The organism is Ruminococcus sp. NK3A76 (genome assembly GCF_000686125.1).
Taxonomy (GTDB): Bacteria; Bacillota; Clostridia; order Oscillospirales; family Ruminococcaceae; genus NK3A76.
In genome coordinates, this window is the sequence record NZ_JMMA01000002.1 from 809,419 (window position 1) to 835,345 (window position 25,927).

Sequence of the window (25,927 nt, forward strand, 5' to 3'; positions counted from 1 at the left end):
TTTAATCAAATAATAATTTGTTGCTGATTTTTTAGAAAAAGTGTGATATAATAGAACGAAAGAAACTATAGACGAAAGACAGGTGATTTGATGAAGAAAAAATTCGGCTTGACCTTCGGGGGCTTGCATCAGAAGATACTTAATCTCGTGCTTTTACTGCTGTTGGCACTTATAGGAGTGTTCGGGGCGGTGTCAGTGTATCAGGCAAATCATCTGAGCGATGTTGTGAGCAGCACCAACGACGACCAGCAAAACGCCATAAAGGAAGTCTCAGGCAACACGATGAAGCAGGTCATAGACAGCTCGATGACAAAGTCTAACAGGCTTCAGGCGTACATAGCTGATGATATGTTCTCGGATATAAAGACAGACGTTTCTATGCTGCAAAGCCTTGCTACAGGGCTTTTTGAGAACAGCAGCAGCTTTGAGCCTTATCCGGCGCTGCTTCCTGTCAAGGGCAACGACGGCAAGCTCTCGGCACAGGTGCTCTACGAGGAGGGCGTTGACTACAAAGAAAGCAAGCTGCTCGGCACGGCTGCTCATATGAGCGACACGATGATAGCCATGTGCAACAAGTCAGAATACCTGACAAACTGCTTTATAGGCCTTGCTGACGGCACGGTGCTGTGCGTTGACGACAACCCTTCGAGCAAGTATGACGAGAACGGCGAGCTTGCGGCTTTTCCCGTGCGTGAAAGGCCGTGGTACACAAACGCAGTCAACAACGGCGACATATGCTTTACAGGTATTGAGAATGACACCTACACCGAGAATATAGGCGTTGAGTGTTCAGCGCCGGTGTATGTTGACGGCAAGCTCGTGGCAGTTGTGGGTGCTGACCTTTTCCTCGCTTCTATGGGCGAGTATGTCAAGGAATCCTCCAGGCAGGGCGGCAACATCTGCGTCATAGACGACAAGGGACACGTTATCTTCGCCCCTGAGAACAACGGCATCTTCACAGTCGAGACTGCTGCGAATGCTATGGACATGAGAAACACCGACAACAAGGAGCTTGACGAGTTCATAACCAAGGCACTCTCAGAGCAGACTGAGCTTGTGACTGTGACCGTTGACGGGAAAGATTACTACATGACAGGCTCGCCGCTGAGCACTGTGGGCTGGACGGTCGTATCGTTCATAAGCAGGGATATCACCGAGCAGCCGACCAATATGATGCTCGATGAATACGAGAAGATAAACAACGACGCCACCGATAAATTCGAGGACAGCACGAGCAAGTCAAAGACCACGACGCTTGTGATGATATCTGTTGTACTCATTCTCGGAACTGTCGGCGCTATCGTGGTCGCAACCAGGATAGTAAAGCCTATCGAGAAGATGAAGGAGCGAATGGACTCGATAAGCGGCACCGACCAGGCGTTTGAGATGGACGATGCCTACCGCACCGGCGACGAGGTCGAGATGCTCGCACAGAGCCTTGCCGATCTTTCATCAAAGACACGCCAGTACATCAAGGACATAACCGAGATAACCAAGGAAAAAGAGCGCATCGGTGCAGAGCTCGGCCTTGCCACAAAGATACAGGCGGATATGCTGCCGAACATTTACCCGGCGTTCCCCGAGAGGCCGGAGTTTGACATCTACGCTACCATGACCCCTGCAAAGGAGGTCGGCGGCGACTTCTACGACTTCTTCCTGATAGACGATGACCACCTCGGAATGGTCATGGCGGACGTTTCGGGCAAGGGCGTGCCGGCGGCACTGTTTATGATGATGTCCAAAATTCTGGTCAATAACTACGCTATGATGACCCAGAGCCCTGCAAAGGCTCTGGAGCTTGTAAACACGCAGATATGCCGCAACAACGACGAGATGATGTTCGTTACCGTATGGCTCGGCGTGCTTGAGATATCAACGGGCAAGGTGACAGCTGCAAACGCCGGGCATGAGTATCCGCTGATAAGAAAGCCGGGCGGCGAGTTCGAGCTGCTCAAAGACAAGCACGGCTTTGTCATAGGCGGCATGGACGGCATGAAGTACAAGGAATACGAGTTCACGCTTGAAAAGGACGCAGCGCTTTTCCTCTACACCGACGGTGTGGCAGAGGCTACGAATGCTGACAACGAGCTTTTCGGAACAGACCGTATGCTCGAAGCGCTCAACCGTGAGCCTGACGCATCGCCCAAGGTACTGCTTGCGAATATGAAGCAGGCTGTCGATGACTTTGTCGGCACTGCACCGCAGTTTGATGACCTCACGATGCTGGGATTGAAGCTGTTATAACAGTTAAGGCAACACCGTACAAAGCCTTCAGGCGGTCTTTGTGCGGTGTTGCCTTATTATTAAAAACAAAAAGGTATCGGTCTTTGGTCGGTGATGTTTTAAATCATCGGCCACAAGGCGATACCTTTATTTTTATTATTTCTTTTGCATAAACTATGCATTTTAGCTATGCCAGCCTGACGACCAGCGTTATAAGGAACTTGCCGTCTTCTATCTTTGCAAAAACCTCGCCGCCCATGAGCGACATCAGGCGCTTGCAGATGAAAAGCCCCAGCCCGTTGCCCTGGACTTTGCCGGCATTTGTGCCACGGTGGAAGCTCTCAAATACCTGTGTGAGCTCCTTTTCCTCCAGGGTGCAGCCGGTGTTTGACACGGTTATCAGCTCGCAGCCGTCCATGCTGTCAAAGCTGAGCTCTATAAGCCTGCCGTCGCCGTATTTTATGGCGTTCTCGATGAGGTTCTGCAGGCATTCTCCCAGCCTGTCCGGGTCGCAGGAGAGTATGCAGTCGCCGTATTTGTTTACCTTAAGCTCTGTGCCGCAGGCTGACAGCTGCACGGCATAGCGTGCGACTATCTTTTCTATCATCTGGCTTAGGAATATCTCGCCCATAGTCGTCTCGAAGTTCATGAAATCCTCGCTGGCGGCCTTGGTTATCTCGCTTACAAAGTGCTCTATCTCGTCAGCACGGCTGTTGATGCTCTCGGCGGTCGAGCGGCGCTTTTCCTCGTCCTTGTAAAGCCCCCTGGCAAGCGCCTTGGCATTCAGCTTGATAGCCGAGAGGGGAGTTTTGATATCGTGCGAGAGCGAGAGGAGCAGCAGCTTTTTGTCACGCTGCATCGAGAGCTCCTTCTGCCGGTCGTCCTCTATCTTCTCACGCAGAAGATTTACACCCCATGTGAATTTCCCGAAAAACCGGCTCTTTTCCTCGGGGATAGGAACAGCAAGGTTGCCCTTTGCAAGCTCCTTTGGCACATCGCCGAGCCGCCCGAAGGGGAGTATGATATTCCGCCTTGCATACCAGAGCAGCAGGCAGATGAGCACAAGCATGACCAAAAGCACGCAGTTTACAGCGACTATGATGCCCGTGTTGCTCCTTATCCTGTATTCGACACGGTAGAGCTTGCCGCCGGCATCTATTATGACGTAGTGCTCCTCGCTTTTGTAGAGGTCATCACCTGTGTATACGCCTGTGAGCTCGGGGTAGTCTGACAGGTCATAGCTGCCTGTGCGCTCGATCTCATCTGCGAGCCTGTGCGCTTCGACACGGTAGAGCCCCTGCTCGGAGTCGTTCTGTTTTATAAGTATGAGATCAAGCATCGCCGCCGATATCAGGAACACCGCTATGACGATGATGCACAGCTTTCTGTACGCCTTCATATGAACTTATACCCCACGCCCCACACGGTCAGCAGGCGCTTGGCGTTTTTGGGGTCGTCGCCGAGCTTCTGGCGCAGACGGTTTATGTGAACGTGCAGCGTTTGCAGCTCCGACTCGCTGTCGCTGCCCCACACCGTGCTGAAAAGATACTCCTTTTTGAGCGCCTTGCCCTGGTTCTCTATCAGCAGAGCCAGCAGGTCAAATTCCTTAGTTGTGAGCTCGGCAGGCTCGCCGTCTATCTCGGCTGTCCTGTCGGCAAGGTTTAAGTTAACACCGCTTGCGCTTATGATGCTTTTTTGATAGCGGCGCTTGAATATGCCCTTTATCTTGGCTATCAGGATATCAATGTCGTAGGGCTTTTCTATGTAGTCATCAGCGCCGAGGTCAAGGCCGTTTAGCTTGTCCTCCTTGTCGGTGCGTGCGCTGACTATCAGTATCGGCGTGTCAGCATTCTCACGCAGCTTTGAGCAGACAGAGAAGCCGTTTAAATCGGGCAGGTTTATATCGAGCACCACAAGGCGTGCGCCGTAGCGCTCAAAAAGCTGCACCGCACGCTCGCCGCTCTCCACAGCAGACACCGTGTAGCCCTCCTCACGCAGGAAGTCAGTCAGCAGAGTGCTCAGCTCCTTATCATCTTCAACTATCAGTATATCGGTCATAACATCACCACCTGATACTATTCTACCACATCATCTTAGATTATGCAATACCGCTTTTATGTAATATGGCAATAAAGGTTTATATTGGCTGCCCGAATGAGCATATTACCTGTTACCTGAGTTTTACCAGCCCTGCTCCATGAGCCAGTTGCTTAAGTCTCTTTCCCTGTCACGCAGCTCCTTCTCGCCGCCCTTGAAGTGGCCGAGCTCCTTCTCGCCCATTATGCCGCCGTCTACGATGTAGAGCACCCTGCTGCACTTGGCTGCGACCTTGGTGTCGTGTGTCACGCACATAACAGTCGTGCCCTCACGGTTGAGTTCAAGCAGCTCGTTCATCACCTCGTCAGAGCTTGCACGGTTCAGCGCACCTGTAGGTTCGTCTGCGAATATCATCCTGGGGCTGTTTATCATGCTGCGTGCTATGCAGGCTCTTTGCAGCTGGCCGCCTGAGACTTCGTTTATGTCGTTGCCGCCAACGTCCTCGATACCGAGCTTTTTCATAAGACTGCGTGCCCTCTCCTCGGTCTTGCTGCGGCTCTCTCTGTTCTTCTTGCTCTTAACAGCCGGGAAGATGATGTTGTCGAGAACCGAGAGGTTCTTCATCATGTACATCTGCTGGAAGATAAAGCCCATTTCGTCAAGTCGCAGCCTTGCAAGCTCCTTTTCGCCGAGGCTTGCAGTATTCTTTCCGTCAAAGACCACCTCGCCGGCCGTCACTCTGTCCATGCCCGATACGCAGTAGAGCAGCGTCGATTTGCCAGAGCCCGAAGGCCCCATGATGCCCACCATCTCGCCCTCGTAAACTGTCAGGTCGATGTTTTTGAGCACGTTGTTCTGCCTCTTGTTTACTATGTATGTCTTGCAAAGCCCCTTTGCCTGTAATACTGTATTCATGATGTTTTCCTCCTTTTATTCTATGCTTGCCGTGTCGCTTGACTTTATCGTTCTTGTGTAGAGCGCTGTGATGTATGCACCGGCTACCGTGATTCCTACCAGCAGTGCCGGGAATATCACAAATATCTCAGTCGGGTCGAAAACGCACCTGATGCCTGAAACGTCGCCTATCATCGAGCATATCCAGTTCATTATCACGTTGCTTATCGGCATGAATGATGCAAGCGAGAGTATCACCGCTGCGGCCGATACGAGCGCAAACCTCAGTGTGTGCTGCATCACAATGCTCCTGCCCGAAATGCCGACTGCCTTCATAAGAGCTATCTCGCTCTTTTCCTTCGAGATGAAGCTCCTCTCCATGAGCACGACTATCATTGTCGAGATTATCACGGTGAGTACGATGAGCATATGCTTTATCGAATTGAGCGTGTCTGACATACCTGTTGTCATTTTGATGTAGTCAGATGTCGTGTATACCTGCTCGGTGTTTAATATGTCCTTGAGCTTTTCAACGTTTGCTTCGATAGTCTCCTTGTCGGGGTCGCCGTCAAAGTCTATGCTTATGCCCATAGTGCCTTCAAGCTGCTGTGTGCCGTAGTCATAGTCCTTGCATAAGAATACAGCCGGGCTCGCAAACGATGATACAACGCCTGTGATGATGAATTCCTTCTGCTCGCCGCCGCAGTCTGCCGTTATCGTGTCGCCTATCTCAGCATCGAGCCTTTCGAGCACTGATGATGTTACCGAGACTTCGTCATCCTTGGTGGGTTTATAGCCCTCTATGACCTCCTGCTCGTAGTCTGTGTCGCCTTTGAACATGATGTACATTAAAGTTTCGTTCTTGTTGTCATGAGCAGTCTCGTGATTAAACATAACTGACATTGATACCCTGCCGGGGATATCGTTGTCTTTTAGCTTGCGGTCGATGTCTTTGAGCGTTCCGTCGAGCTTTGATGAGTCAAAGAACATATCTGACAGGGTAGATACGTCCATTATCTGTACGTCTGTCTCATCAGGCATCAGGAAAAGCGTTTTTATAGTATCGCTCTTTAGTGTCAGCGAAAAGCATGACATCATCATGAGCATAAGGAGCGAGATGGCGAATACTATAGTTATCATCACAAATCTCTTGGGTGCGCTTAGCAGGTCGTTTATCGACAGAAAGCTCGTGGAGGGGAGCTTTGAGCGGCCAAGGCTCATTATGCTCCTCTTGCCGAAGCGCTCGCCTGTCTGCCCGCTTCTTACCGCATCAATGGGCGAGAGCTTGTTTACTTTGCGTGTGCAGGAGTAGCAGAAGAACATTATTATCATAACTACCGCAACAGAGCTTATTATGCCGTAGGTTATGCTGTTGCTGCCGTCAAACACCATGTTGTCTGAGAGCGTACCGAGCATCAGCCTGCTGAGAGGTACCGAGCCTGCAAAGCCTGCTGCCGCACCGATAACAGCGATAGCAAGATACTTGACTATGTAAAGCCTTCTTATGCCGCCGTTTGCGATGCCGACTGCCTTCATTACGCCTATCTCACGGAACTCCTCGCTTATGGTAAAGCCTATAGTAAATCTCAGCACCACGAAGGCTGTTATCATGAGCATTATGCTTATCGCCATAAGGATATATGCAGCTATCATATCGTAGAAGAAATTAGTTCTGTAGCTGTCACGGGTATTGACATACAGGTTGTCGTATTCCTTTTCAAGAGCAATGAGCGAGTCGACATCATCGGTGTTTACAAAAAGCACCTTTTCCGACATACGGTCTATTATCAGATCCTGGTTGTGTGCAAGCTCGTCGTAATCCTCTGAATTCATGAGTATAATCGGCGAAGAACCTGCATCGTTGCTTTTTATCGCACATTTCATTCTTCCCATGTATCTGAAGCTCTTTTTTGTGCTGCCTGCTTCAAACTCTATGATGTCGCCGGGCTTCATATCTGTGTTTGCCGAGAAAGAGCCTGTGCAGTATATGCAGCCCTTTTCGACACTTTCTATGCGCTTGTCATTCTCATCAAAATAGTTCATAGACATTTCATTTTCAGACATAAGATATGCAGGGTTTATGAAATTCGTCATTTCCTTGCCCTGATATTTGAATGACTTGGGGTTGAACACGCAGGCGAGGTATGTCTTCTTAACACCAGTGACACCTGACATATTCTCTATCTTTTTGTCCGCATCGCAGTCGGTCTGCATCGAGACTACCGCATCGGGGACTTCTGCAAGCTCAAAATAGCTGTCGATGCCGCCGTTTACCGTCACAACATTGTTTACCGCCGCCGCTGCGAACATCGACGAGAGTATTATAAACAGCAGCAGTATGACGTTCATCGTCTTTTTGCGCCGCAGGTCTTTTTTTAGTATCCTGAAAAACATAACACATTCTCCTTTTTGCAGTTGTCTGTTCTTTCCCTGTGACAATATAATAACATATCAATTCTTAACAAGTCTTTAAATTTTGAAAGGAAACTGAAAAAAGAAATAAAACACCGCAGCTTGCCCCGTATCTACAGGGAAAACTGCGGCGTTTATGTGTTTTATTATCAGAGCTTTGCTGTTACAAAGATATCGTAGATAGCCTTTACAGCCTCTTCAAAGTCGCTCTCGCTGACACCGATGATGACATTGAGCTCGCTTGAGCCCTGGTCTATCATCTTGACGTTGATGTGTGCGTGTGCAAGTGCGGAGAAGATGCGGCCTGCTGTACCACGGTTTGACTTCATGGCTCTGCCCACTACTGCGATAAGTGCAAGGTCTGTCTCAATGTCGATAGCGTCGGGGTGGCAGTTCCTGTGAAGGCCTGCGAGAACCTCCTGCTCCTTGGGCTCGAACTCCTGCTGAGAAACGATAACGCTCATAGTGTCGATACCTGAGGGCATATGCTCAAAGCTGATGTTGTTCTTTTCAAACACTTCAAGAACCTTTCTGCCGAAGCCGAGCTCTGCGTTCATCATGTCCTTTTCGATGTTGATTACCGTAAAGCCCTTCTTGCCTGCGATACCTGTGATAGTGTATGCCGGCTTCTGGGATGTGGACTCAACGATGAGCGTGCCGGGGTCCTCAGGCTTGTTGGTGTTCTTGATGTTTATTGCGATGCCTGCTTTTCTTACAGGGAATATAGCGTCCTCATGGAACACGCTCGCACCCATGTAGGAAAGCTCTCTGAGCTCTCTGTATGTGATAGTTGTGATAGGTGCAGGGTCCTTGACTATCCTCGGGTCAGTTGTGAGGAAGCCCGAGGTGTCTGTCCAGTTCTCGTAAAGGTCTGCTGCAACAGCTGCTGCAACGATAGAGCCTGTGATGTCAGAGCCGCCTCTTGAAAATGTCTTTATGGTATCGTTAGGCATAACGCCGTAGAAGCCGGGGATAACTGCACGCTCGATGCCGTTTAAACGCTCCTTCATGGAGATATCTGTCAGGTCTGCGTCGTATGTGCCGTTGTCGTTGAAGTGGATAACTTCTGCTGCATCTATAAACTCATAGCCAAGGTATGCAGCCATTATCTTGCCGTTTAAGAACTCGCCTCTTGAAGCTGCGAAGTCACGGCCTGCCTTGCCGATAAAGCCTGCTCTTATAGCATCGAATTCCTTTTCAAGCGAGAGGTCAAGGCCTAAGCCTTCGATTATCTCATAGTAGCGCTTTTTTATCTCATTGAATTTATCATCAAAGCCCTTGCCCTTTGCTGCGATGTCGTAGCAGGTGTAGAGCATATCTGTTACCTTTGTGTCAGACGAGAACCTCTTGCCGGGTGCAGAGGGAACTACGAACTTTCTTGCATCATCTGCGTGGATAATGTCTGCGACCTTCTTGAACTGCTCAGCGCTTGCGAGCGAGCTGCCGCCGAATTTGACTACCTTTACCATCATGTATTCTCCTTACAATATTAATATAAGGCAACACCGCCGGGCCACCGGCGGATACCTTTGCACGCCATCCACTTGCAAATTTTCCGTCATATTACCCAAATTTACCTTGAAATACGTTAGTATTCCTGCGGTAAATTTAGCCAATCTGACGAAAAATTTGACTGCGTGTCTGACGTACAATGGCCCAGCGGTGTTGCCATAAATAAAATTACCTTTATATTATACGCTCATTCCTCTGTCAAGTCAATGCACAATTCGGAGAATTTTTTAAAAATTTTCTGTGTACGCTTGTTGAAAACGACTGTGTTTCTGTGGCGGACACTTTTAGTAAAACTGCCTGTGACAGGTCGGGGCTTGTGTTAAGCCTGCTGCGCTTTGTAAAACAGCTCTAATTCGCTTCTTTTGAACACAAGCTCGCTTTCGCCGCCGGTCTTTTCGCCTACGTACTCGTCATCGACATAAAGAGTAAAGCTCTCGTCGTCGTTGAACCTGTATTCACCCTCGATGATAAGCTCGGGCTCTGTGGGCTTGCCGAGCTCGTCTATATAATAGGTGTATATCCTTATCCTGTGGGATAAAATGCCGGTATCGTATTCTACAGATACACTTGCCCAGTCGTCTCTGGAGTAATAGTCGCCCTTTTTGACATCGTCAAAGTATATACTTATGCCATTGTCTTTATCTTCATATTCCCATATAGGCAAAAGCGTGCCGTGCTTTTCATATCCTGCTTTGTCAGCCATTGAATCAATGTCAGCTATGTAATATCTTCCCCATAGCTGAAAAATGACTGCAAATGCCCCGATGATGATAAATGCGGTCATCAGTATTATGATCATTCTTTTTCTTGTCGTTTTCATAACTGTCTCCTCCTCACATTATGCTTTGACTGCCCTGATAGTTTCTACCCCGTATTCACCGAGTGCATCTAAAAGTCCGGAGGTCAGCTGCTCGCCGGGCAAGGCTATCGGGATAGACGGCTGGCAGGATACGGCGGTCTTTGCGCATATACGCCCGAGCGCCTGACCGGCCGGTATCTCCTCAGACCTTGAGAAAAACGCTTCTCTAATGCTCATTTTCCTCACCGGCGCATCAAGCAGCAGCGGCAGACCCTCTACAGGCTTTCTGCGGCAAAGCAGCGACATTGCAAAAAGCAGCCTGCCGTAGTCCTTTTCGGGGGTGTAGGGGGATAGCATCAGCACGACCGAGAAAGCGTCGGAATACTCGCACTCGATGTCATTCTCTCTCAGGTGAGCTGCTATCTCATCGCCTGTGTAGCCAAAGCTCTGCGGCAGAATGGTTATCTTCATAGGCTCATCGCCCATAAGCTCAAAGCCCATAGCGGCAAGCTCGTCCTTTGCGTGCCTTACCATCGGCAGGGCGTTTTCGAGCAGGGTGGGGAACTCGCTTGACAGCACCCTGTTGCACACATCGAGCGACTGCATTATCAGGTAGGAGGGGCTTGTCGATGCAAAGAGCGACATTATGCCCTTGGGGTCTTCAAAAAAGCGGCTGTCGGCGTTGGCGCTGATATGCAGATATCCGCCGCCGGTGTAGACTGGCAGCGTCTTGTGTGCCGAGTCGCAGCACATATCAGCGCCGAGGTCTATCGGGTGGCGGCTTACGCTCAAAAACTTAAGATAAGCCCCGTGCGCATTGTCAACGAGCAGCGGCAGCTTAAATTCCCTGCACACGTCACTAATGCCTTTGATATCAAGGATATTGCCCATATAGTCGGGGCTTGTGACATAGACGCACAGGGGGGTTCTTTCGGCGTTTTTGAGTGCGTGTCTTACATCTTGCGGAGTGATGAATGCCTGGCAGAGCGAGGGCGAGGGGGCGGCAGGGGATATAAAGCTCACATCAAAGTCTATCAGGCAGGCGGCATCGACAAACGCCTTATGCGAGTTGCGTGAAGCAAGCACTAAAGGGCGCTCGTTGTCCTTTTTAAGTGCCGTGACAGCTATTGCGAGCATAGCCTTTATCGACAGGGAAGACCCCTCGGTAGAATAGAGCGTTCTGCCCGTTCCAAAGAGCAGGGAAGCGTTTTTCTCGCTCTCAGCGACTATACCGTCATCTGAATAGAGATAGCCTGCGCCCTCTATCTCGGTTATATCGAACGGTTCAAGGCCATGCAATGCCTGACCCTTATGGCCGGGCATATGCATTCTTGCCTTACCGCTGAGTACATATTCGGTTACGAAATCACATATCGGTGTTGTCATAGGAACTCCTTTATTAATGCACAATTAATGTGTCCTGCTCACGCGGAAACGCTTCGCTCGGCGTTGCCTTGCTTCGCTCAGTGAATAGTGAATAATTAATAGTGAATAGTGAATAGTTGTGGTGTGCGCCGCAGGCGCACGGTATGGCCATTCGGCCGTGTTTGTCAGACGATTTCAGCTAAATCGTAGGATATGCATTTCCGAAGGGTCGAGGTGGCGCATGAGCCGTCAAGGTCGGCTCGAAAGCCCCTCGTGTACCCCCTGAGAACGAGAAAGCCGCCTTGAAGGAAAGCTGACCCCACGTTTTAGCTTCAAGGGTAGTCTCTCCTTATCCTTACGCTACAGGTAGGGGGGCTTTCCGGTCGCCCCCCTGCGTCAGCAAAGCTGCCGCTCACCCCCTTCGGGTGCATATCCTGCGATTTAGCCGAAATCGTCCGACTGACAGGCCGAATGGCCATACGTCGGCGTAAGCCGACACCTCAACTGTTACCTGTTACCTGTCACCTGTTACCTGAACAGCGGCGCTGCACGCTTTTCAAAGCGGCGTCTGGCGGCGGATATGGTGCGTGAGACGGTCGAGCGGTTGACGGAATAGCGGTCGGCTATCTCCTGCATCGTCAGACCGTCTCTATAATATAACATTATATAACATTTTTGCTTTTTAGTCAAACCGCTCTCAAAAACGTCCCTGATAAGCTCTAAGCACAGCCGTGACCTCACACTCAGATCATTGCTGCCGGGTGTGCCGGGGTTTGTCATTATATCTATGAACTCGGCCGGGATCCTCCTTGTTCTTACTCGCTCGCTCATACTCTGACCACTTTCCCTTCGGCTGTGGTGTCGGGGGTGTCGGCGTACTTTGCCATGCGGTGGAGTGCGTATATAAGGTCTTCGTATTCTTCCTTTAAGGTGTCACGCCTTGCACGCAGGCTCTTTATGCTTTCCTCGGGGTCGGGGGTGCGCATCTTTTCTGTGAGAAACGCTATCCTCGTTTCAACTGCGGTCAGAAGCTGCTGGTAGCTCTTTATAAGCTCTTTCAATTGTTTCCTCCTTTTCGTTTGTCTCTGTATGTCAGAGAGCTTTTCCGGCGACAGGCAGACTCCGGATATCCGCCTCGTGCCAATTCTTATACAGCAAACATATGTTCTAATAATATGATAGCACATTCTTGCAAAATGTCAATAGCAAGCCGAAAATTATTGTTTTTTGTGCTAATTGTGGGGTTTTAATTGGACTGTTTGTGCAAAATAACGTTGACAAGAGGGAAAATTTGTGGTATAATAGGTGAACAGACAGAAAAATTATGCCCGAAACAGCGATTAAAAAAAATAAAGATTACAAAAAATCGTACTTCGGAATGAGTTTTTTGTTTTGTACAGCTTTTTCAAGTGGGTAAAAAAACAAAAATATAAAAAGAAAAAACTTATTTGAAATGGCAAAATTTGTGTGTAAAAATTTTAAGAAGTGAAATGTGCTGCTTGTTTGGAAAATGACGAGGGCATTACTTTGGTGTCCTCTTTTTTAATGCTCATTTTTCGGGCAGAGGTGCATTTTACGGGGAATGGCGGTATATTTAAGATGGAGAAAGCCAAACTTGACAGGATAAGCGAGCTTTCAAGGATAGCGAGAGAGCGTGAGCTCACAGAGCAGGAGCATCTCGAACGCCAGCAGCTGAGAAGCGAATACAGGGAATCTGTAGTCGGCAGCCTCATAGCACAGCTTGAAAGCATTACTATCGTTGAGCCGGACGGCACAAAGGTCGAGGTAAAGGACAGGATGAAAAAATCGAGTAGGGGAGGAAACTGAAAATGGCAAGCCAGGCAAAGCAGAAGCAGAAGCTGCTGTATCTGAAAAAGCTCTTTGAGAGAAGGTCTGATGAGGAGCATCCGATAACGGGCATACAGCTTATTGACATTCTTTCGCATCAGAACATCAAGTGCGAGAGAAAGACTGTCTATGATGACATCGACACCCTTAAGGAGTCGGGCATGGACATCGTGACCACAAAGGTGGGTCATTCAAACGCTTATTTCCTTGGAGAGAGGCTGTTTCAGGACGAGGAGCTGCTGGTGCTCGTAGACTCGGTGGCATCTTCAAGGTTCCTCACAAAGAAGAAATCAAGAGAGCTTATCGACAAGCTGAAGAGCTTAACAAGCGAATACAAGGCTGACAATCTCAACCGTGAGTTCTTTATCCGCAACCGCTCGAAGACTGTCAACAAGCAGATATACTACAATATAAATGCGATAAACGAGGGCATACTCAAAGAGAAGAACATCGAGTTCAAATACTTTGAATACACTGCCGACAAGAAGCAGCAGCTTCGTCACGGCGGCGAGGTATACAAGGTATCGCCCTACTATTTCGTATACAACGACAACAACTACTACCTCATCTGCTACAACTACAAGAGGAGCGAGCTTTCCTATTTCAGGATAGACAGAATGACTGCTGTCAACGTGACTGAGGAGGACAGGTACAAGCTCTCTGACGAGGAGAAGGCACTTGCAGGCGAGCAGAGGTATGCCGTTTTCGAGATGTTCCCCGGCAAGCCGGAGACTGTCGAGATAAAGTTTGAGAATTCTCTTATGAATGCAGTGATAGACCGTTTTTCCGAGAGAGTTGTCACAAGGCGTGCTGATGACGACCACTTCATCATCACCGTTGACGTACAGCTTTCGCCCACATTCTACGGTTGGATATTCAAGTTTGCAGAAAAAGCCGAGATACTTTCTCCGCAGTCTGCCGTTGACGAAGCCAAGCGCATGGTCGAGAGCATAAGCAAGATATACAGCAAATAAAGATCACCGCCGCAGGAGTACTATGCTCTGCGGCGGTTTTTTTTAGGTAAAAGGCGGAAACGCTGCGCTCAGTGAATAGTGAATAGTGAATAGTGAAGAATGAATTGAACCTGTATAATAAAACTACACATTTGAAGTTAATAATGATATAATATAAAAAAGGAGTTGGCTTCAAATGAGCACACATGGAGAAAACAGTCGGGAATTCAAATTTAAGATCATGGAACTGCACTTCAAAGATAACATATCTGTGAAAGTGTTATCCGAAAAATTCGCAATACCGGAGCAAACGATCTACACATGGCGCAGAGAGTACAGAAAGTACGGCGAGGATGCATTTGTAGGCTGTGGGAAACAGCGTCCGCAGGATGCAGAACTTAGGCGATTGAAGAAAGAAAACGAAAAGCTCAGGATGCAGGTAGAGATCTTAAAAAAAGTTGCGGCATATCAGGCAGAGCAAGAGTCAAAGAAAAGATAGATGACTTGCGGGCGAGAGGATTGGATAAATATCCGATCAATCTGGTATGTCAGACTCTCGGGATAAGTACAAGATCATATTATGACCGAAAGGAAAACCCTCGCAGCAACAAAGAAAAAGAAGATCTGGAGCTTGTAGAGAAAATGCAGACGATCTTCGCTGAAAGCTATGAGGAGTATGGCAGAGTGCGTATGAAAAAAGCACTTGAAGAAGCCGGATACCCGATGAGTGAGGGGAAAGTCGGAAGGCTGATGCGTCAAGGAAATATGTACCCGAAAAAATGCAAAAAATATAGGGCAACGACCAACAGCAGGCACAAGTATCAAGTTGCAGAAAATCTTCTTGACCGCAATTTTAATGCTGATAAGCCAAACCGAAAGTGGTGCGGAGACAGCACTTACATATGGACAGACGAAGGCTGGCTGTACGCAGCAGGGATAATAGACCTATGTGCACGTGATTGTGTCGGATTAAGCTTTAGCAGCAAACACACGCAGGAGCTGATGATCGATTCGCTTGATCAGGCATTCAAAAAATACAAGCCGGGCGAAGGACTGCTGTTCCATTCTGACCGAGGCGTGCAATATGCTTCCAATGCATACAAAAACAAGCTTCATAAGTACAAGATGATCCAGAGCATGTCTCGAAGCGGTGTGCCATATGACAATGCACCTATGTAAAGCTTCTGGGCAACGGTCAAAAATGCCTGTGTACATGGCTGTAGGTTCAAAACGAGGAAGGAAGCCGAGCTAAAAATATTTGAATACGTCTTTGGCTTTTACAACACACATCGTTATCACAGCTCAAACGGCTTAAAAACGCCATATGAGCTCAGAAATGAAAAGCTTTCTATTGGCTGATATCAATAGTTTTATTAACTTTATGTGTGCAGAAAACTTGACAGGTTCAAATAGTTAAGGTGTGCGCCAAAGGCGCACATCCGAAGGGTCGAGGGGCGACCGGAAAGCCCCTCGGTGTACCCCTGGAGAGCGAGAGACCTCCCTTGAAGGTAAGCACCCGGACGTATCAGCTCAGGGCAAGTCTCTCGCTTAGGCTCTGCGAAAAAAACTCTGTAAATTCAAAAACTGTGATAAAAACGTTAAGTTGTGAGCGGCTTGAAAATAGCCGCTCCAATTTTTTTACAGTATACAATAGATACTGTAATTTGTCAAGGTTCTTTGGATATCAGCCGATCCTGTCGGGGTACATGATCTCAAGCTCGCCCAGAACTTTGCCCCAGTTTCGCAGCGGCATGGTCCATTTCTTAGCTATCTCATGCGTTGCAAGATACAAAGCCTTCAGGAGCGCTGTATCGCTTGGAAATACGCTTCTCTGCTTGTTCAGACGGCGATAGCCGCTGTTAAGACTCTCTATTGCGTTGGTGGTATAAATCACCTTTCTGACATCAGCTGAGAACTTGAAGATCGGTGATATTACGTCCCAGTTCTTGTACCAGCTCTTCATAGCGTTAGGATAATCGTCTTCCCATTTTTCAGTAACACAGTCGAGAGCTTCCAGAGCAGCATCCTCGGAAGGCGCATGATAGATCGTTTTCAGGTCGTTTGCGAACTCCTTCTTGTTCTTCTCTCCAACGTATTTCAGCGTATTTCTTACCTGATGAACGATGCAGCGCTGTAGCTCAGTTTGCGGAAAAGCTGCTGATACAGCTTCTTTCATGCCTGTAAGACCGTCTGCGCAGATGACGAGAATATCCTTAACTCCGCGATTTTTCAGCTCGTTCAGAACGCCGAGCCAGTACTTGGCGCTCTCGTTTTCACCGATATGTATTGAAAGAACTTCCTTGTGACCTGTCATGCTGACAGCAAGGATCACATATGCGGCAAGCTTCCTGATCTGTCCGTTATCACGCACTGAGAAGTGTACAGCATCGATGAATACTATCGGATATACTTCGTCCAATGGACGTTTCTGCCAGTCCTCTATCTGCGGCAGAAGGCGGTCTGTGATATCTGATACCATACCGTCGCTGACTTCAAATCCGTAGATATCTTCGATAGTTTCGCTTATTTGGCGTGTGGTCATTCCTTTGGCATACAGAGCAATTATCTTCTGCTCAATACCTGAGATGTCCTTCTGTCGCTTCTTTACGACCTTTGGCTCAAAACTGCCGTCACGATCCTGCGGCACTTCTATTTCCGTTTCGCCGAAGCTCCCGCGTATCTTCTTGGTTTTCTTTCCGTTGCGAGAGTCAGGATTGTCGGAACGTTCATATTCCTGATATCCAAGATGCTCGTCCATTTCGGATTCAAGCATTTCCTGGATCGTTCCTCCGAGAAGGTCTTTCAGGGCATCCTCAATATCCTTAGCCGACTTGATGTCGTATTCCTCAAGCAGCATTCCTATTATGTTCTTCTTGCCCTCGCTCATCGGTTCTCTTTTTCTTCTTGCCATAAAAAATCAGCCTCCTGTGATATTAATTCTATTTTATCACAGTTTGCTGACTTTTTACAGACTTTTTTTCAGAGGCTCCTCGCTTATCTCACGCTACAGGTAGGGGGGCTTTCCGGTCGCCCCCCTGCTTCGGCTTCGCTTGCGCCACCCCCTTCGGACTTGCCTTTCCTCGGTCACATTTCGCCCGAATGGGCATAATCGCCGTCAGGCGCACCTCAATTATTCTGAACCTGTCAAGTTTTCTGCACACATAAAGTTAATAAAACTATTGATATCAGCCAATAGAAAGCTTTTCATTTCTGAGCTCATATGGCGTTTTTAAGCCGTTTGAGCTGTGATAACGATGTGTGTTGTAAAAGCCAAAGACGTATTCAAATATTTTTAGCTCGGCTTCCTTCCTCGTTTTGAACCTACAGCCATGTACACAGGCATTTTTGACCGTTGCCCAGAAGCTTTCCATAGGTGCATTGTCATATGGCACACCGCTTCGAGACATACTTTGGATCATCTTGTACTTATGAAGCTTGTTTTTGTATGCATTGGAAGCATATTGCACGCCTCGGTCAGAATGGAACAGCAGTCCTTCGCCCGGCTTGTATTTTTTGAATGCCTGATCAAGCGAATCGATCATCAGTTCCTGCGTGTGTTTGCTGCTAAAGCTTAATCCGACACAATCACGTGCACATAGGTCTATTATCCCTGCTGCGTACAGCCAGCCTTCGTCTGTCCATATGTAAGTGCTGTCTCCGCACCACTTTCGGTTTGGCTTATCAGCATTAAAATTGCGGTCAAGAAGATTTTCTGCAACTTGATACTTGTGCCTGCTGTTGGTCGTTGCCCTATATTTTTTGCATTTTTTCGGGTACATATTTCCTTGACGCATCAGCCTTCCGACTTTCCCCTCACTCATCGGGCATCCGGCTTCTTCAAGTGCTTTTTTCATACGCACTCTGCCATACTCCTCATAGCTTTCAGCGAAGATCGTCTGCATTTTCTCTACAAGCTCCAGATCTTCTTTTTCTTTGTTGCTGCGAGGGTTTTCCTTTCGGTCATAATATGATCTTGTACTTATCCCGAGAGTCTGACATACCAGATTGATCGGATATTTATCCAATCCTCTCGCCCGCAAGTCATCTATCTTTTCTTTGACTCTTGCTCTGCCTGATATGCCGCAACTTTTTTTAAGATCTCTACCTGCATCCTGAGCTTTTCGTTTTCTTTCTTCAATCGCCTAAGTTCTGCATCCTGCGGACGCTGTTTCCCACAGCCTACAAATGCATCCTCGCCGTACTTTCTGTACTCTCTGCGCCATGTGTAGATCGTTTGCTCTGGTATTGCGAATTTTTCGGATAACACTTTCACAGATATGTTATCTTTGAAGTGCAGTTCCATGATCTTAAATTTGAATTCCCGACTGTTTTCTCCATGTGTGCTCATTTGAAGCCAACTCCTTTTTTATATTATATCATTATTAACTTCAAATGTGTAGTTTTATTATACAGGTTCAATTCATTCTTCACTATTCACTATTCACTATTCACTGAGCGCAGCGTTTCACCTGTTCCCTGTCCGGTTTCCTGCCTTAAAATGGCGGTTTTTCTTGTGTAAATAGTTAATACACTTAAGTCTTCTTTACTTTTGCACAAAAGGAGCGGCGATTATTTGTGCAGGGCGCTATGTGTGACAAATTAATCTGCGCCAAATGTGCAAAACAGCTAATTGAAAAAAATTGCCGTTCGTGGTATAATTGATTAAATAGATATTGTGTAAATATAAAGAGAATGTTTAAGGAAAGCCGTTTTTTGGAAGCGGCGCCTTGAATTGGAGGAGCTTTGATGGATATAAAGTTTGTTTCGCTTTTTGAGAAGTTTCTTGAAAAGATAACAACGATTCATGAACTCGATCTTGATTATGTCGAGAGCATTATCTCTGATATCTGCGAGTATCTCGGCATAAGCAAGATAACGGTAGGGTTTTATAAAAATCCCCGTGACGAAGCCGGCGGCATCGGCAGGCTGTGTGTCTGCTATGACACGGGCGAGGAGTCTGTTCCGTGCAGGACTGACAGGATAGTTACCGAGACCATGAGCGTTACAAAGATAATCGAATACCGCCCGGCAGGTGCGCGCGAGTGGAGCGATGAGATGAACCACCGTGTCGATATTTTCACCAAGGTGATGATGCTTGCTGCAAGCCGAAGCTCGCTTTTGCAGGTGGCAAGAAGACGCACCTTCTATGACGACGACGGCTACCTGAACCTCAACTCGTTTATGAGATATATCGAGAACAACGGCCCTCAGGGCAAGCTGTGCGGCCATGCGGCAGCGCTTTTAAACCTTAAGCACTTCTCGCTTGTAAACCAGCAGATAGGCCGTGACAGGGGCACTACAGTCATGCGTGGGTTTATCGAGGGGCTGACAGAGCTTGTAAACGACGACGGCATCGTGTGCAGAATGGGCGGCGACAACTTTGTGGCTGTCTTGCCGCTCGATAACTTAGATAAGTGCATAGACCACCTCTCAGGCAAGGCTGTTCCCTATAACTCCAACGGTGACAGGATAATGGTAAACGCCACGGCCGGCGTGCTCGTCATGAAAGATGACTTTGTCTACGACGCGCCGTCTTCTATACTTGACCGCATAATCCCCACAGCGCAGGCTGCAAGGACGAGCGGCATGGAGGATATACTCTTTTTCAGCGCTCAGATGGAGCAGCGCAAGGAAAAAATAATGCGCCTGCAAAGGCTTTTCCCACAGGCGCTTGAAAAATGCGAGTTCCTGACCTACTATCAGCCGAAGGTCGAGGTAAGGACAGGCAAGCTCATCGGTGCAGAGGCGCTCTGCCGCTGGATGCACAAGGGCGAGCTGATAAGGCCGGACGTTTTCATACCGACCTTTGAGCAGAGCCTTGACATATGCAAGCTCGACTTCTATATGCTCGAACACGTCTGCATGGACATCAGGCAGTGGCTCGACGAGGGCAAGGAGGTCGTCAGGATATCTGTAAACCTCTCACGCAAGCACATGGTGGACATTGACCTTACAGACCACCTTGTAGGGATAATCGACAAATACGATGTTCCGCACAAGTACATCGAGATAGAGCTTACCGAGACTACGACTGACGTGCAGTTTCGAGATTTAAAGCGTGTCGTTAACGACCTGCAGAAGGCCGGCATATCGACAGCTGTAGATGATTTCGGTATGGGCTACTCGTCACTTAACCTCATAAGCGAGATACCCTGGAACGTCATCAAGATAGACAAGAGCCTTATCCCCGTGTCAGGCGATGACAAAAAGAGCCAGAGGAGCGTGATGTTCTCGCACATCGTCAACATGGCAAAAGACATGGGCTACGAGTGCATATCCGAGGGCATAGAAACACAGGAGCAGCTTGATGCGATGATAGAACACGGCTGCGAGCTTGTTCAGGGCTATTTCTTTGACAGACCCTTGCCGAGGGAAGAATTCATCGAGCGTCTTATCAAAGGCGGCTACGACAAAAACGAAAGATAACACAAACCGGTGCTGTAACTCTTACGGCGCCGGTTTTTTAGTTGACTGCTGTACACCAAGGCTGTTAAGGCGCTTGCATTGATATAAGGCAACACCGCACAAAGACCGCCTGAAGGCTTTGTACGCAGCTTACTTGCATCTTTTCCGTCATATTACACATTTTTTCCTTGAAATACGGTAGTATTCCTTCGGAAAATCTGTGCAATCTGACGAAAAAGCTGACTGCGCAATTTGCGCACAATCTTCGTACGGTGTTGCCATAAACTGTACAAAATCCACTATCAAATCACACCTTAGTTGTAGGAAATCACGAAACGAATAAGACCTATTGACATGATAGGGAATGCATGATATAATAATATCATATTAAATAGATAGGAAATGTAATTTATAAGGCAGAGCCGGCAAACGGCCTTTGTGCGGTGAAGCCTTTAGTATATGTTTGTGGAGCGTGATACTATGAAAGAGTTAAGACTTGATGAGGCTATATATAATAAGTATATAGCCCCGACCGATAAGCGGCGAAGTTCTGCTGTGGGTATCGAGATAGAGCTGCCGGTGGTAAACCTTTCCGGTGAGGCTGTCGATGAGAGCGTGGTAATAGAGACTGCCGATAAGTTCCGTGAGCATTTTGGCTTTGATACTCAGGGGCGTGATGATAACGGCAATGTAAACTCCATGTCCGATAAAGTGACAGGGGATAACCTCTCGTTTGACTGCTCCTATTCAAACCTTGAACTCTCGCTCGGCAAGGGCGATGACCTGTGCAAGGTGCATGAGAGCTTTGTCAGGTATTACAGCTACCTCCAGTCGCTGTTCCTGCCCAAGGGCTATTCGCTCACGGGTATGGGCATAAACCCCAACTACAATATAAACCACAACAAGCCCGTGCCTAACGAGCGCTACAGGATGCTTTATCACTACCTGCATTCCTACCCGAGATATCAGGGCAGCATAGATATGAGATTTCATGACAGGCCTGATTTCGGAACCTTCACGAGCGCTTCCCAGGTGCAGCTCGATGTGTCGCATCAAGACCTTATCGAGACACTGAATGTTTTCACGCTGCTTGAGCCCTACAAGTCGGTGCTCTTTGCAAATTCTTATCTGCCTGAGTTCCCGCAGTACCTCTGTTCGAGGAATATGCTCTGGGAGCACAGTATGCAGGGCTTTAACCCGAACAATGTGGGTATGTTTACAAAAAAGCTCGCCAGTGTTGACGAGCTGATAGAATATATAAAATCACAGTCGGTCTACTGCACGATGCGTGACGGCAAGTACATAGATTTCAGACCGACGGCTGTCAGGGATTACTTCTCGCTTGACAAGGTGAGCGGCGAGTATTTTGACGGCAGCGGCTACAGGAACACAGAGTTTGTACCCGATGCCGGCGACCTTGAATATTTAAGGACATTTAAATTTGAAGACCTGACATTCAGAGGGACTATCGAATACCGCAGCTCATGCACACAGCCGATAAAGGACGTGATGACGGTCGCTGCGTTCCACACGGGGCTTTCAGAGAAGCTCGGCGAGCTCGGTGAGATAGTCAGATACGATAAAAACCTCTACGGCAACGGCTTCACGCCGACAGAGCTTCAGGATATGCTCTCAAAGCGTGAGCTGCCCGACTTTATAAACCGCAAGGCGCTCTCAGACCAGCTGATAAGGATACTTGATACCGCAGCTGACGGCCTTAAGCTGAGAAACAAGGGCGAGGAGAGGTTTTTACAGCCGCTCTACGAGAGAGCGCAAAGGCTTGAAAGCCCTGCGGCAGCGATGCTCAGAAAGAGCGAGAGCGGTGTCGGAATGAACGAGCTTATAGCCGAGTATGCAGCTATCTGATGCTGTCGGCGTAGCTGCAAAAGAGCTTGTAGAGCTCATCTGAGCGCTCGGGCTGGTGAGAAAGATATGCTATGACAAGGTGCTTGCCGGGGTAGACCATACAGCGCTGCCCCCACTTGCCGACGGCTGAGAAATGATCCTCCGCCACACGGAAGAAATAGCCGTAGCTGTCGCCGCTTGTCGTTCTGACATGAGGGTAGGTCGCTTCTATCACGGAAGCCTTGCTGATTATGTGCTGTTTGCCTATACTGCCTCCGCCGAGGTAGAGTGTGCCGAACGCTGCAAGCTCGTGTACAGTGAGCGAGAGCCCTGTAGCACCGTAGTAGTGCCCCTCGGGCGAGAAAGCAAACTCAGGCGGCCTGATGCCGAGCGGAGAGAAAAGCCGCTTTTGCAGAAACCGTGGCAGGTCACCGCCGACGGCATTCTCAACAGCGACACCGACAAGGTATGCCGGGATATTCGAGTAATGAAACGAAGCATCAGAGCAGTCGGTATCAAGCGAGAGGATATATTCAAGCCAGTTGTAACCTGACGGGCGGAAGGGGAAATTCCCGGCAGTCATTGTAAGAAACCTTTTTAGCGGCATGACGGCAAACTCCGGCCTGCAAAGGTGGGCATAGCGGTTTTCCAGGAATGCTGCGAGCGGCGTATCGGCTTCTATCAGCCCGTCGTCACAGGCGAGCGAGAACGCAGCCGAGGTGATACTCTTGGCAGCGGAATAGACAGGGCGGCGTACATCATCGCCTGAGCTCTCGTGAAGCACTATTTTGCCGTTGCGGACGACTTCAAGAGCATATATATCAAGCCCTGCGGCTTTTAGCATATCAGATATCGCATCATACATAACACACACCTCCAATATAATTATATACATACTCAAACACATTGTCAAGGAGAATGAACATTGAAAAGTGAATTGTTTTATAAAGGTAATTACGGCATAGAGCGTGAGACGCTCCGTGTTGACAGATACGGCGCACTTGCGCAGACACCTCACCCCTTCGGTGACGATGAGAGCATAACGAGAGACTTCTGCGAGAACCAGATAGAGCTTATCACCCCGGTATGCAGCAGTGTCAGTGAGGCAGTAAGCGAGCTTGGAAGATTAGACAGGACAGTGAGAAAAGAGCTCGCAAAAACAGGTGAGCAGATATGGCTCTACTCAAACCCACCGCACTTTGAGGACGAGAGCGACATACCTGTTGCAAACTTCACAGGCAGGCACTCGGGCAAGAGAAAATACCGTGAGCAGCTGCAGCGCAGATACGGAAAGCGGCTCATGCTTTTCTCGGGCGTACACTTTAACTTCTCATTTGACGAGGAGTATTTAAGGGAGATAAGCGAAGGCGACTTTGACAGCTTTCGTGACAGCTTTTATCTTAACCTCTACAAGCAGGCATCAAAGCACAGCTGGCTGCTTCTGCTGCTGACTGCGGCAAGCCCTGTATGCGACAAGTCGCTCTTTAAAGACCACGCCAAGGGTGCGGAGCTTTCAAGGTATTCCTCTATCCGCAGCAGCGAGAAGGGCTATTGGAACAGCTTCACACCTGTGCTGAGGTTTGACAGTGTCGATGACTATGTAAGCTCTGTAAGCGAGTATGTCGAGAGCGGCAGACTCTTTTCGGCAAGCGAGGTGTATCTGCCGGTAAGGCTCAAGCCCCGTGGGGTAAACTGTCTTGAAAACTTCAAAAACGGCATAAGCCACATAGAGCTTAGGATGTTTGACCTTGACCCGACAACAAAGCTCGGCGTTAACGAGAAGCACCTTGAATTTGCTCATCTGCTGCTTATGTATCTCTCGGCGCAGCCTGAGTTTGAATACACGCCTGATATGCAGCGTGAGGCTGTGAAAAACCACCGCAAGGCTGCCCTTTACGACCTGACGGGCATAAGGATAGACGGTGTGCCGATAATAAGAAAAGCCAAAGCGCTGCTTGATGAGATAAAGGCCTTTTTTGAGGGCGATGAGAATGCAGCGGCTATTATAGAATATGAGAAAAATAAACTAAAAAACAGAACTGCAAAAAAGATAAAGAAAGAGATAATATACGGACAGAGGGTGAGACAATGTGTGAGCTGTTTGGCTTTTCAGGAGAGAGGAAAACAGATATCACAGGGTATCTTAAAGAATTCTTTTCACACAGTGAAAAGCACCCACACGGCTACGGGATAATGTACGGCGACGACAGGCAGACCTTCAAAGAGCCCTTAAAAGCGGCGGACAGCGACACTCTGCCGGCGATAATAGACAGCCTCGGCGGTCAGAAAAATGCGCTTGCGCACATACGCTTTGCGACAGTCGGCTCTATTGACATCAACAACTGCCACCCGTTTACAGGATACGACATATCAGGCCGTGAGTGGACGATGATACACAACGGCACGATATACACAGGCGGCGAAACATACAAATATTTTAAAGTGCAGCGTGGCAGCACGGATTCGGAAAGGCTTTTCCTTGCTTTTATCGACATGATGAACGCAAGGCTCAGCCAGGGGGCGCTGTCAGAGCGTGAGAGGTTTACGCTTGTGAATGATTTTATAGTCGAGAACTCGCCGAGAAACAAGCTGAATCTGATATTCTACGACGGCGAGATAATGTATGTACACAAGAATTTCAAGAACACGCTGTTTTCAAAGCACACCGACGGGGGAATGATGTTCTCGACGGTGCCGCTCGACAACGACGGCTGGGTGCCGCTGCCTATGGCGCAGGTGGTGGCCTACAAAAACGGAAAAGCCCTCTACAGGGGGCAGCGCCACAAGGGAGAATTCATACCTAACCTTGAATACATCACCGCACTCGATGCGATGCATATATAGAACAATTTACTGAAAGGCGGATATTTTATGTCTGAGATACTTAAGACCGAGGGGCTTTGCGTTTCGGCTGACGAAAAGGAGCTTCTTCATTCTGTTGATATATCGGTAGGCGAGGGCGAGACTCATGTGCTCATGGGTCACAACGGCGCCGGCAAGTCTACCTTCGGCTGCACTGTCATGGGCAGCCCCGAATACACCGTGACGAGCGGAAAGATAATCTTTGACGGCGAGGACATCACCTCTCTCTCTGCTGACAAGCGTGCAAAGAAGGGGATATTCCTCTCCTTCCAGAGCCCGGTCGAGATACCCGGCATCACGCTGTCTGAGTTTTTAAGAAACGCACAGGAGCAGGTGAGCGGCAAGCGCATAAAGCTGTGGGATTTCAAAAAGCAGCTCAAAGCTGCAATGGAGCTTATCGGAATGGACAGCTCGTATGCCGACCGTGACCTCAACGTCGGCTTCTCGGGCGGCGAGAAAAAGAAAGCTGAGATCTTACAGCTGCTCATCTTAAAGCCGAGACTTGCGATACTTGACGAGACAGACTCAGGCCTTGATGTTGACGCTGTAAAGACAGTCTCAAAGGGCATCGAGGAATACAGAAAAAGTGTCGGCGGCACGCTGCTCATAATCACACACAATGCGAAGATACTCGAAGCGCTGAGTGTTGACAGAACGCACATTCTCAAGACAGGCAGAGTTGCAGAGGAGGGCGGCGGAGAGCTCGCACTCAGGGTACTTAACGAGGGCTTTGAAAAGGTCCTCAGCACAGCGCAGGCACAGTAAGGAGCAG

At 48.6% G+C, this 25,927-nt stretch carries 23 protein-coding genes; 10 read left to right on the plus strand and 13 right to left on the minus strand.

The features are described from left to right. Positions 1–90 precede the first annotated feature (90 nt). Entirely contained in the window at positions 91–2,244 is a 2,154-nt protein-coding gene (locus CD05_RS19480; RefSeq protein WP_051588809.1) for a SpoIIE family protein phosphatase, read from the plus strand. Positions 2,245–2,410: 166 nt separating this feature from the next. On the opposite strand, the gene CD05_RS0103750 is transcribed toward CD05_RS19480, so the two are convergent. The 9 genes from CD05_RS0103750 to CD05_RS0103790 form a co-directional block, all read right to left on the minus strand. Further along, positions 2,411–3,622, minus strand: coding sequence for a HAMP domain-containing sensor histidine kinase (locus CD05_RS0103750; protein ID WP_028509360.1), 1,212 nt, complete (start codon positions 3,620–3,622; stop codon positions 2,411–2,413). Beyond that, positions 3,619–4,281, minus strand: a complete 663-nt coding sequence (locus CD05_RS0103755) for a response regulator transcription factor (protein WP_028509361.1) — start codon at positions 4,279–4,281, stop codon at positions 3,619–3,621. Before CD05_RS0103755 ends, CD05_RS0103750 begins: the two co-directional genes overlap by 4 nt. Before the next feature lie 123 nt (positions 4,282–4,404). Then, entirely contained in the window at positions 4,405–5,175 is a 771-nt protein-coding gene (locus CD05_RS0103760; protein WP_028509362.1) for an ABC transporter ATP-binding protein, read from the minus strand. Positions 5,176–5,190: 15 nt separating this feature from the next. Next, complete coding sequence (locus CD05_RS0103765; protein ID WP_028509363.1) at positions 5,191–7,548, minus strand: FtsX-like permease family protein; 2,358 nt, start codon at positions 7,546–7,548, stop codon at positions 5,191–5,193. 167 nt (positions 7,549–7,715) lie between these two features. After that, a complete protein-coding gene (locus CD05_RS0103770) occupies positions 7,716–9,035 on the minus strand; it encodes an aspartate kinase (RefSeq protein WP_028509364.1) in 1,320 nt (439 codons plus the stop codon). Positions 9,036–9,397: 362 nt separating this feature from the next. Continuing rightward, on the minus strand, positions 9,398–9,898 hold the full coding sequence (locus CD05_RS0103775) for a hypothetical protein (protein ID WP_028509365.1): 501 nt from the start codon (positions 9,896–9,898) through the stop codon (positions 9,398–9,400). 18 nt (positions 9,899–9,916) lie between these two features. Then, a complete protein-coding gene (locus tag CD05_RS0103780; protein ID WP_028509366.1) occupies positions 9,917–11,263 on the minus strand; it encodes a PLP-dependent transferase in 1,347 nt (448 codons plus the stop codon). Between the two features lie 507 nt (positions 11,264–11,770). Continuing rightward, the gene (locus CD05_RS19485) at positions 11,771–12,073 is read right to left on the minus strand and encodes a helix-turn-helix domain-containing protein (RefSeq protein ID WP_051588810.1); all 303 of its coding nucleotides are present in this window, start codon (positions 12,071–12,073) and stop codon (positions 11,771–11,773) included. Next, positions 12,070–12,303, minus strand: coding sequence for a hypothetical protein (locus tag CD05_RS0103790; RefSeq protein WP_028509367.1), 234 nt, complete (start codon positions 12,301–12,303; stop codon positions 12,070–12,072). The genes CD05_RS19485 and CD05_RS0103790 overlap by 4 nt, the downstream gene beginning before the upstream one ends. 538 nt (positions 12,304–12,841) lie before the next feature. Between CD05_RS0103790 and CD05_RS0103795 the strand changes: the two genes are divergently transcribed. From CD05_RS0103795 to CD05_RS17385, 4 genes are all read left to right on the plus strand, one after another. Beyond that, the gene (locus CD05_RS0103795) at positions 12,842–13,069 is read left to right on the plus strand and encodes a DUF896 domain-containing protein (protein WP_028509368.1); all 228 of its coding nucleotides are present in this window, start codon (positions 12,842–12,844) and stop codon (positions 13,067–13,069) included. A 2-nt stretch (positions 13,070–13,071) separates the two neighbouring features. Further along, complete coding sequence (locus CD05_RS0103800) at positions 13,072–14,064, plus strand: WYL domain-containing protein (RefSeq protein ID WP_028509369.1); 993 nt, start codon at positions 13,072–13,074, stop codon at positions 14,062–14,064. Positions 14,065–14,239: 175 nt separating this feature from the next. Beyond that, positions 14,240–14,542, plus strand: a complete 303-nt coding sequence (locus CD05_RS0103805) for a helix-turn-helix domain-containing protein (protein WP_028509370.1) — start codon at positions 14,240–14,242, stop codon at positions 14,540–14,542. Positions 14,543–14,547: 5 nt separating this feature from the next. Beyond that, positions 14,548–15,222, plus strand: coding sequence for an IS3 family transposase (locus CD05_RS17385; RefSeq protein ID WP_242841226.1), 675 nt, complete (start codon positions 14,548–14,550; stop codon positions 15,220–15,222). Positions 15,223–15,727: 505 nt separating this feature from the next. Here the strand turns inward: CD05_RS17385 and CD05_RS0103815 are convergent. The 3 genes from CD05_RS0103815 to CD05_RS0103825 form a co-directional block, all read right to left on the minus strand. Further along, the gene (locus CD05_RS0103815; protein ID WP_028509299.1) at positions 15,728–16,954 is read right to left on the minus strand and encodes an IS256 family transposase; all 1,227 of its coding nucleotides are present in this window, start codon (positions 16,952–16,954) and stop codon (positions 15,728–15,730) included. 274 nt (positions 16,955–17,228) lie between these two features. After that, positions 17,229–18,083 carry an IS3 family transposase gene (locus CD05_RS0103820; protein WP_242841227.1) on the minus strand — a complete coding sequence of 285 codons (855 nt, stop codon included), beginning with the start codon at positions 18,081–18,083 and terminating at the stop codon, positions 17,229–17,231. Between the two features lie 5 nt (positions 18,084–18,088). Continuing rightward, positions 18,089–18,391: a helix-turn-helix domain-containing protein gene (locus CD05_RS0103825; protein WP_028509370.1), complete on the minus strand. Its 303-nt coding sequence runs from the start codon at positions 18,389–18,391 to the stop codon at positions 18,089–18,091. A 398-nt stretch (positions 18,392–18,789) separates the two neighbouring features. On the opposite strand from CD05_RS0103825, the gene CD05_RS0103830 reads away from it, so the two are divergent. Continuing rightward, a complete protein-coding gene (locus CD05_RS0103830; RefSeq protein WP_028509372.1) occupies positions 18,790–20,469 on the plus strand; it encodes a GGDEF domain-containing phosphodiesterase in 1,680 nt (559 codons plus the stop codon). Positions 20,470–20,928: 459 nt separating this feature from the next. After that, positions 20,929–22,314 carry a glutamate-cysteine ligase family protein gene (locus tag CD05_RS0103835; protein WP_028509373.1) on the plus strand — a complete coding sequence of 462 codons (1,386 nt, stop codon included), beginning with the start codon at positions 20,929–20,931 and terminating at the stop codon, positions 22,312–22,314. Here the strand turns inward: CD05_RS0103835 and CD05_RS17390 are convergent. Next, a complete protein-coding gene (locus CD05_RS17390) occupies positions 22,307–23,158 on the minus strand; it encodes a serine hydrolase (protein WP_051588812.1) in 852 nt (283 codons plus the stop codon). The genes CD05_RS0103835 and CD05_RS17390 overlap by 8 nt on opposite strands. A 60-nt stretch (positions 23,159–23,218) precedes the next feature. Here CD05_RS17390 and CD05_RS17395 point away from each other — a divergent pair, with 60 nt between their 5' ends. The 3 genes from CD05_RS17395 to sufC are packed head-to-tail and all read left to right on the plus strand — an operon-like array spanning position 23,219 to position 25,920. After that, positions 23,219–24,487: a glutathione synthase gene (locus CD05_RS17395; protein ID WP_084262092.1), complete on the plus strand. Its 1,269-nt coding sequence runs from the start codon at positions 23,219–23,221 to the stop codon at positions 24,485–24,487. After that, positions 24,382–25,137 (plus strand): class II glutamine amidotransferase, encoded by a 756-nt coding sequence (locus CD05_RS0103850; RefSeq protein WP_028509374.1) that lies wholly within the window; start codon positions 24,382–24,384, stop codon positions 25,135–25,137. Before CD05_RS17395 ends, CD05_RS0103850 begins: the two co-directional genes overlap by 106 nt. 27 nt (positions 25,138–25,164) lie before the next feature. Further along, entirely contained in the window at positions 25,165–25,920 is a 756-nt protein-coding gene (sufC, locus tag CD05_RS0103855; protein ID WP_028509375.1) for a Fe-S cluster assembly ATPase SufC, read from the plus strand. The last annotated feature ends 7 nt before the right edge of the window (positions 25,921–25,927 follow it).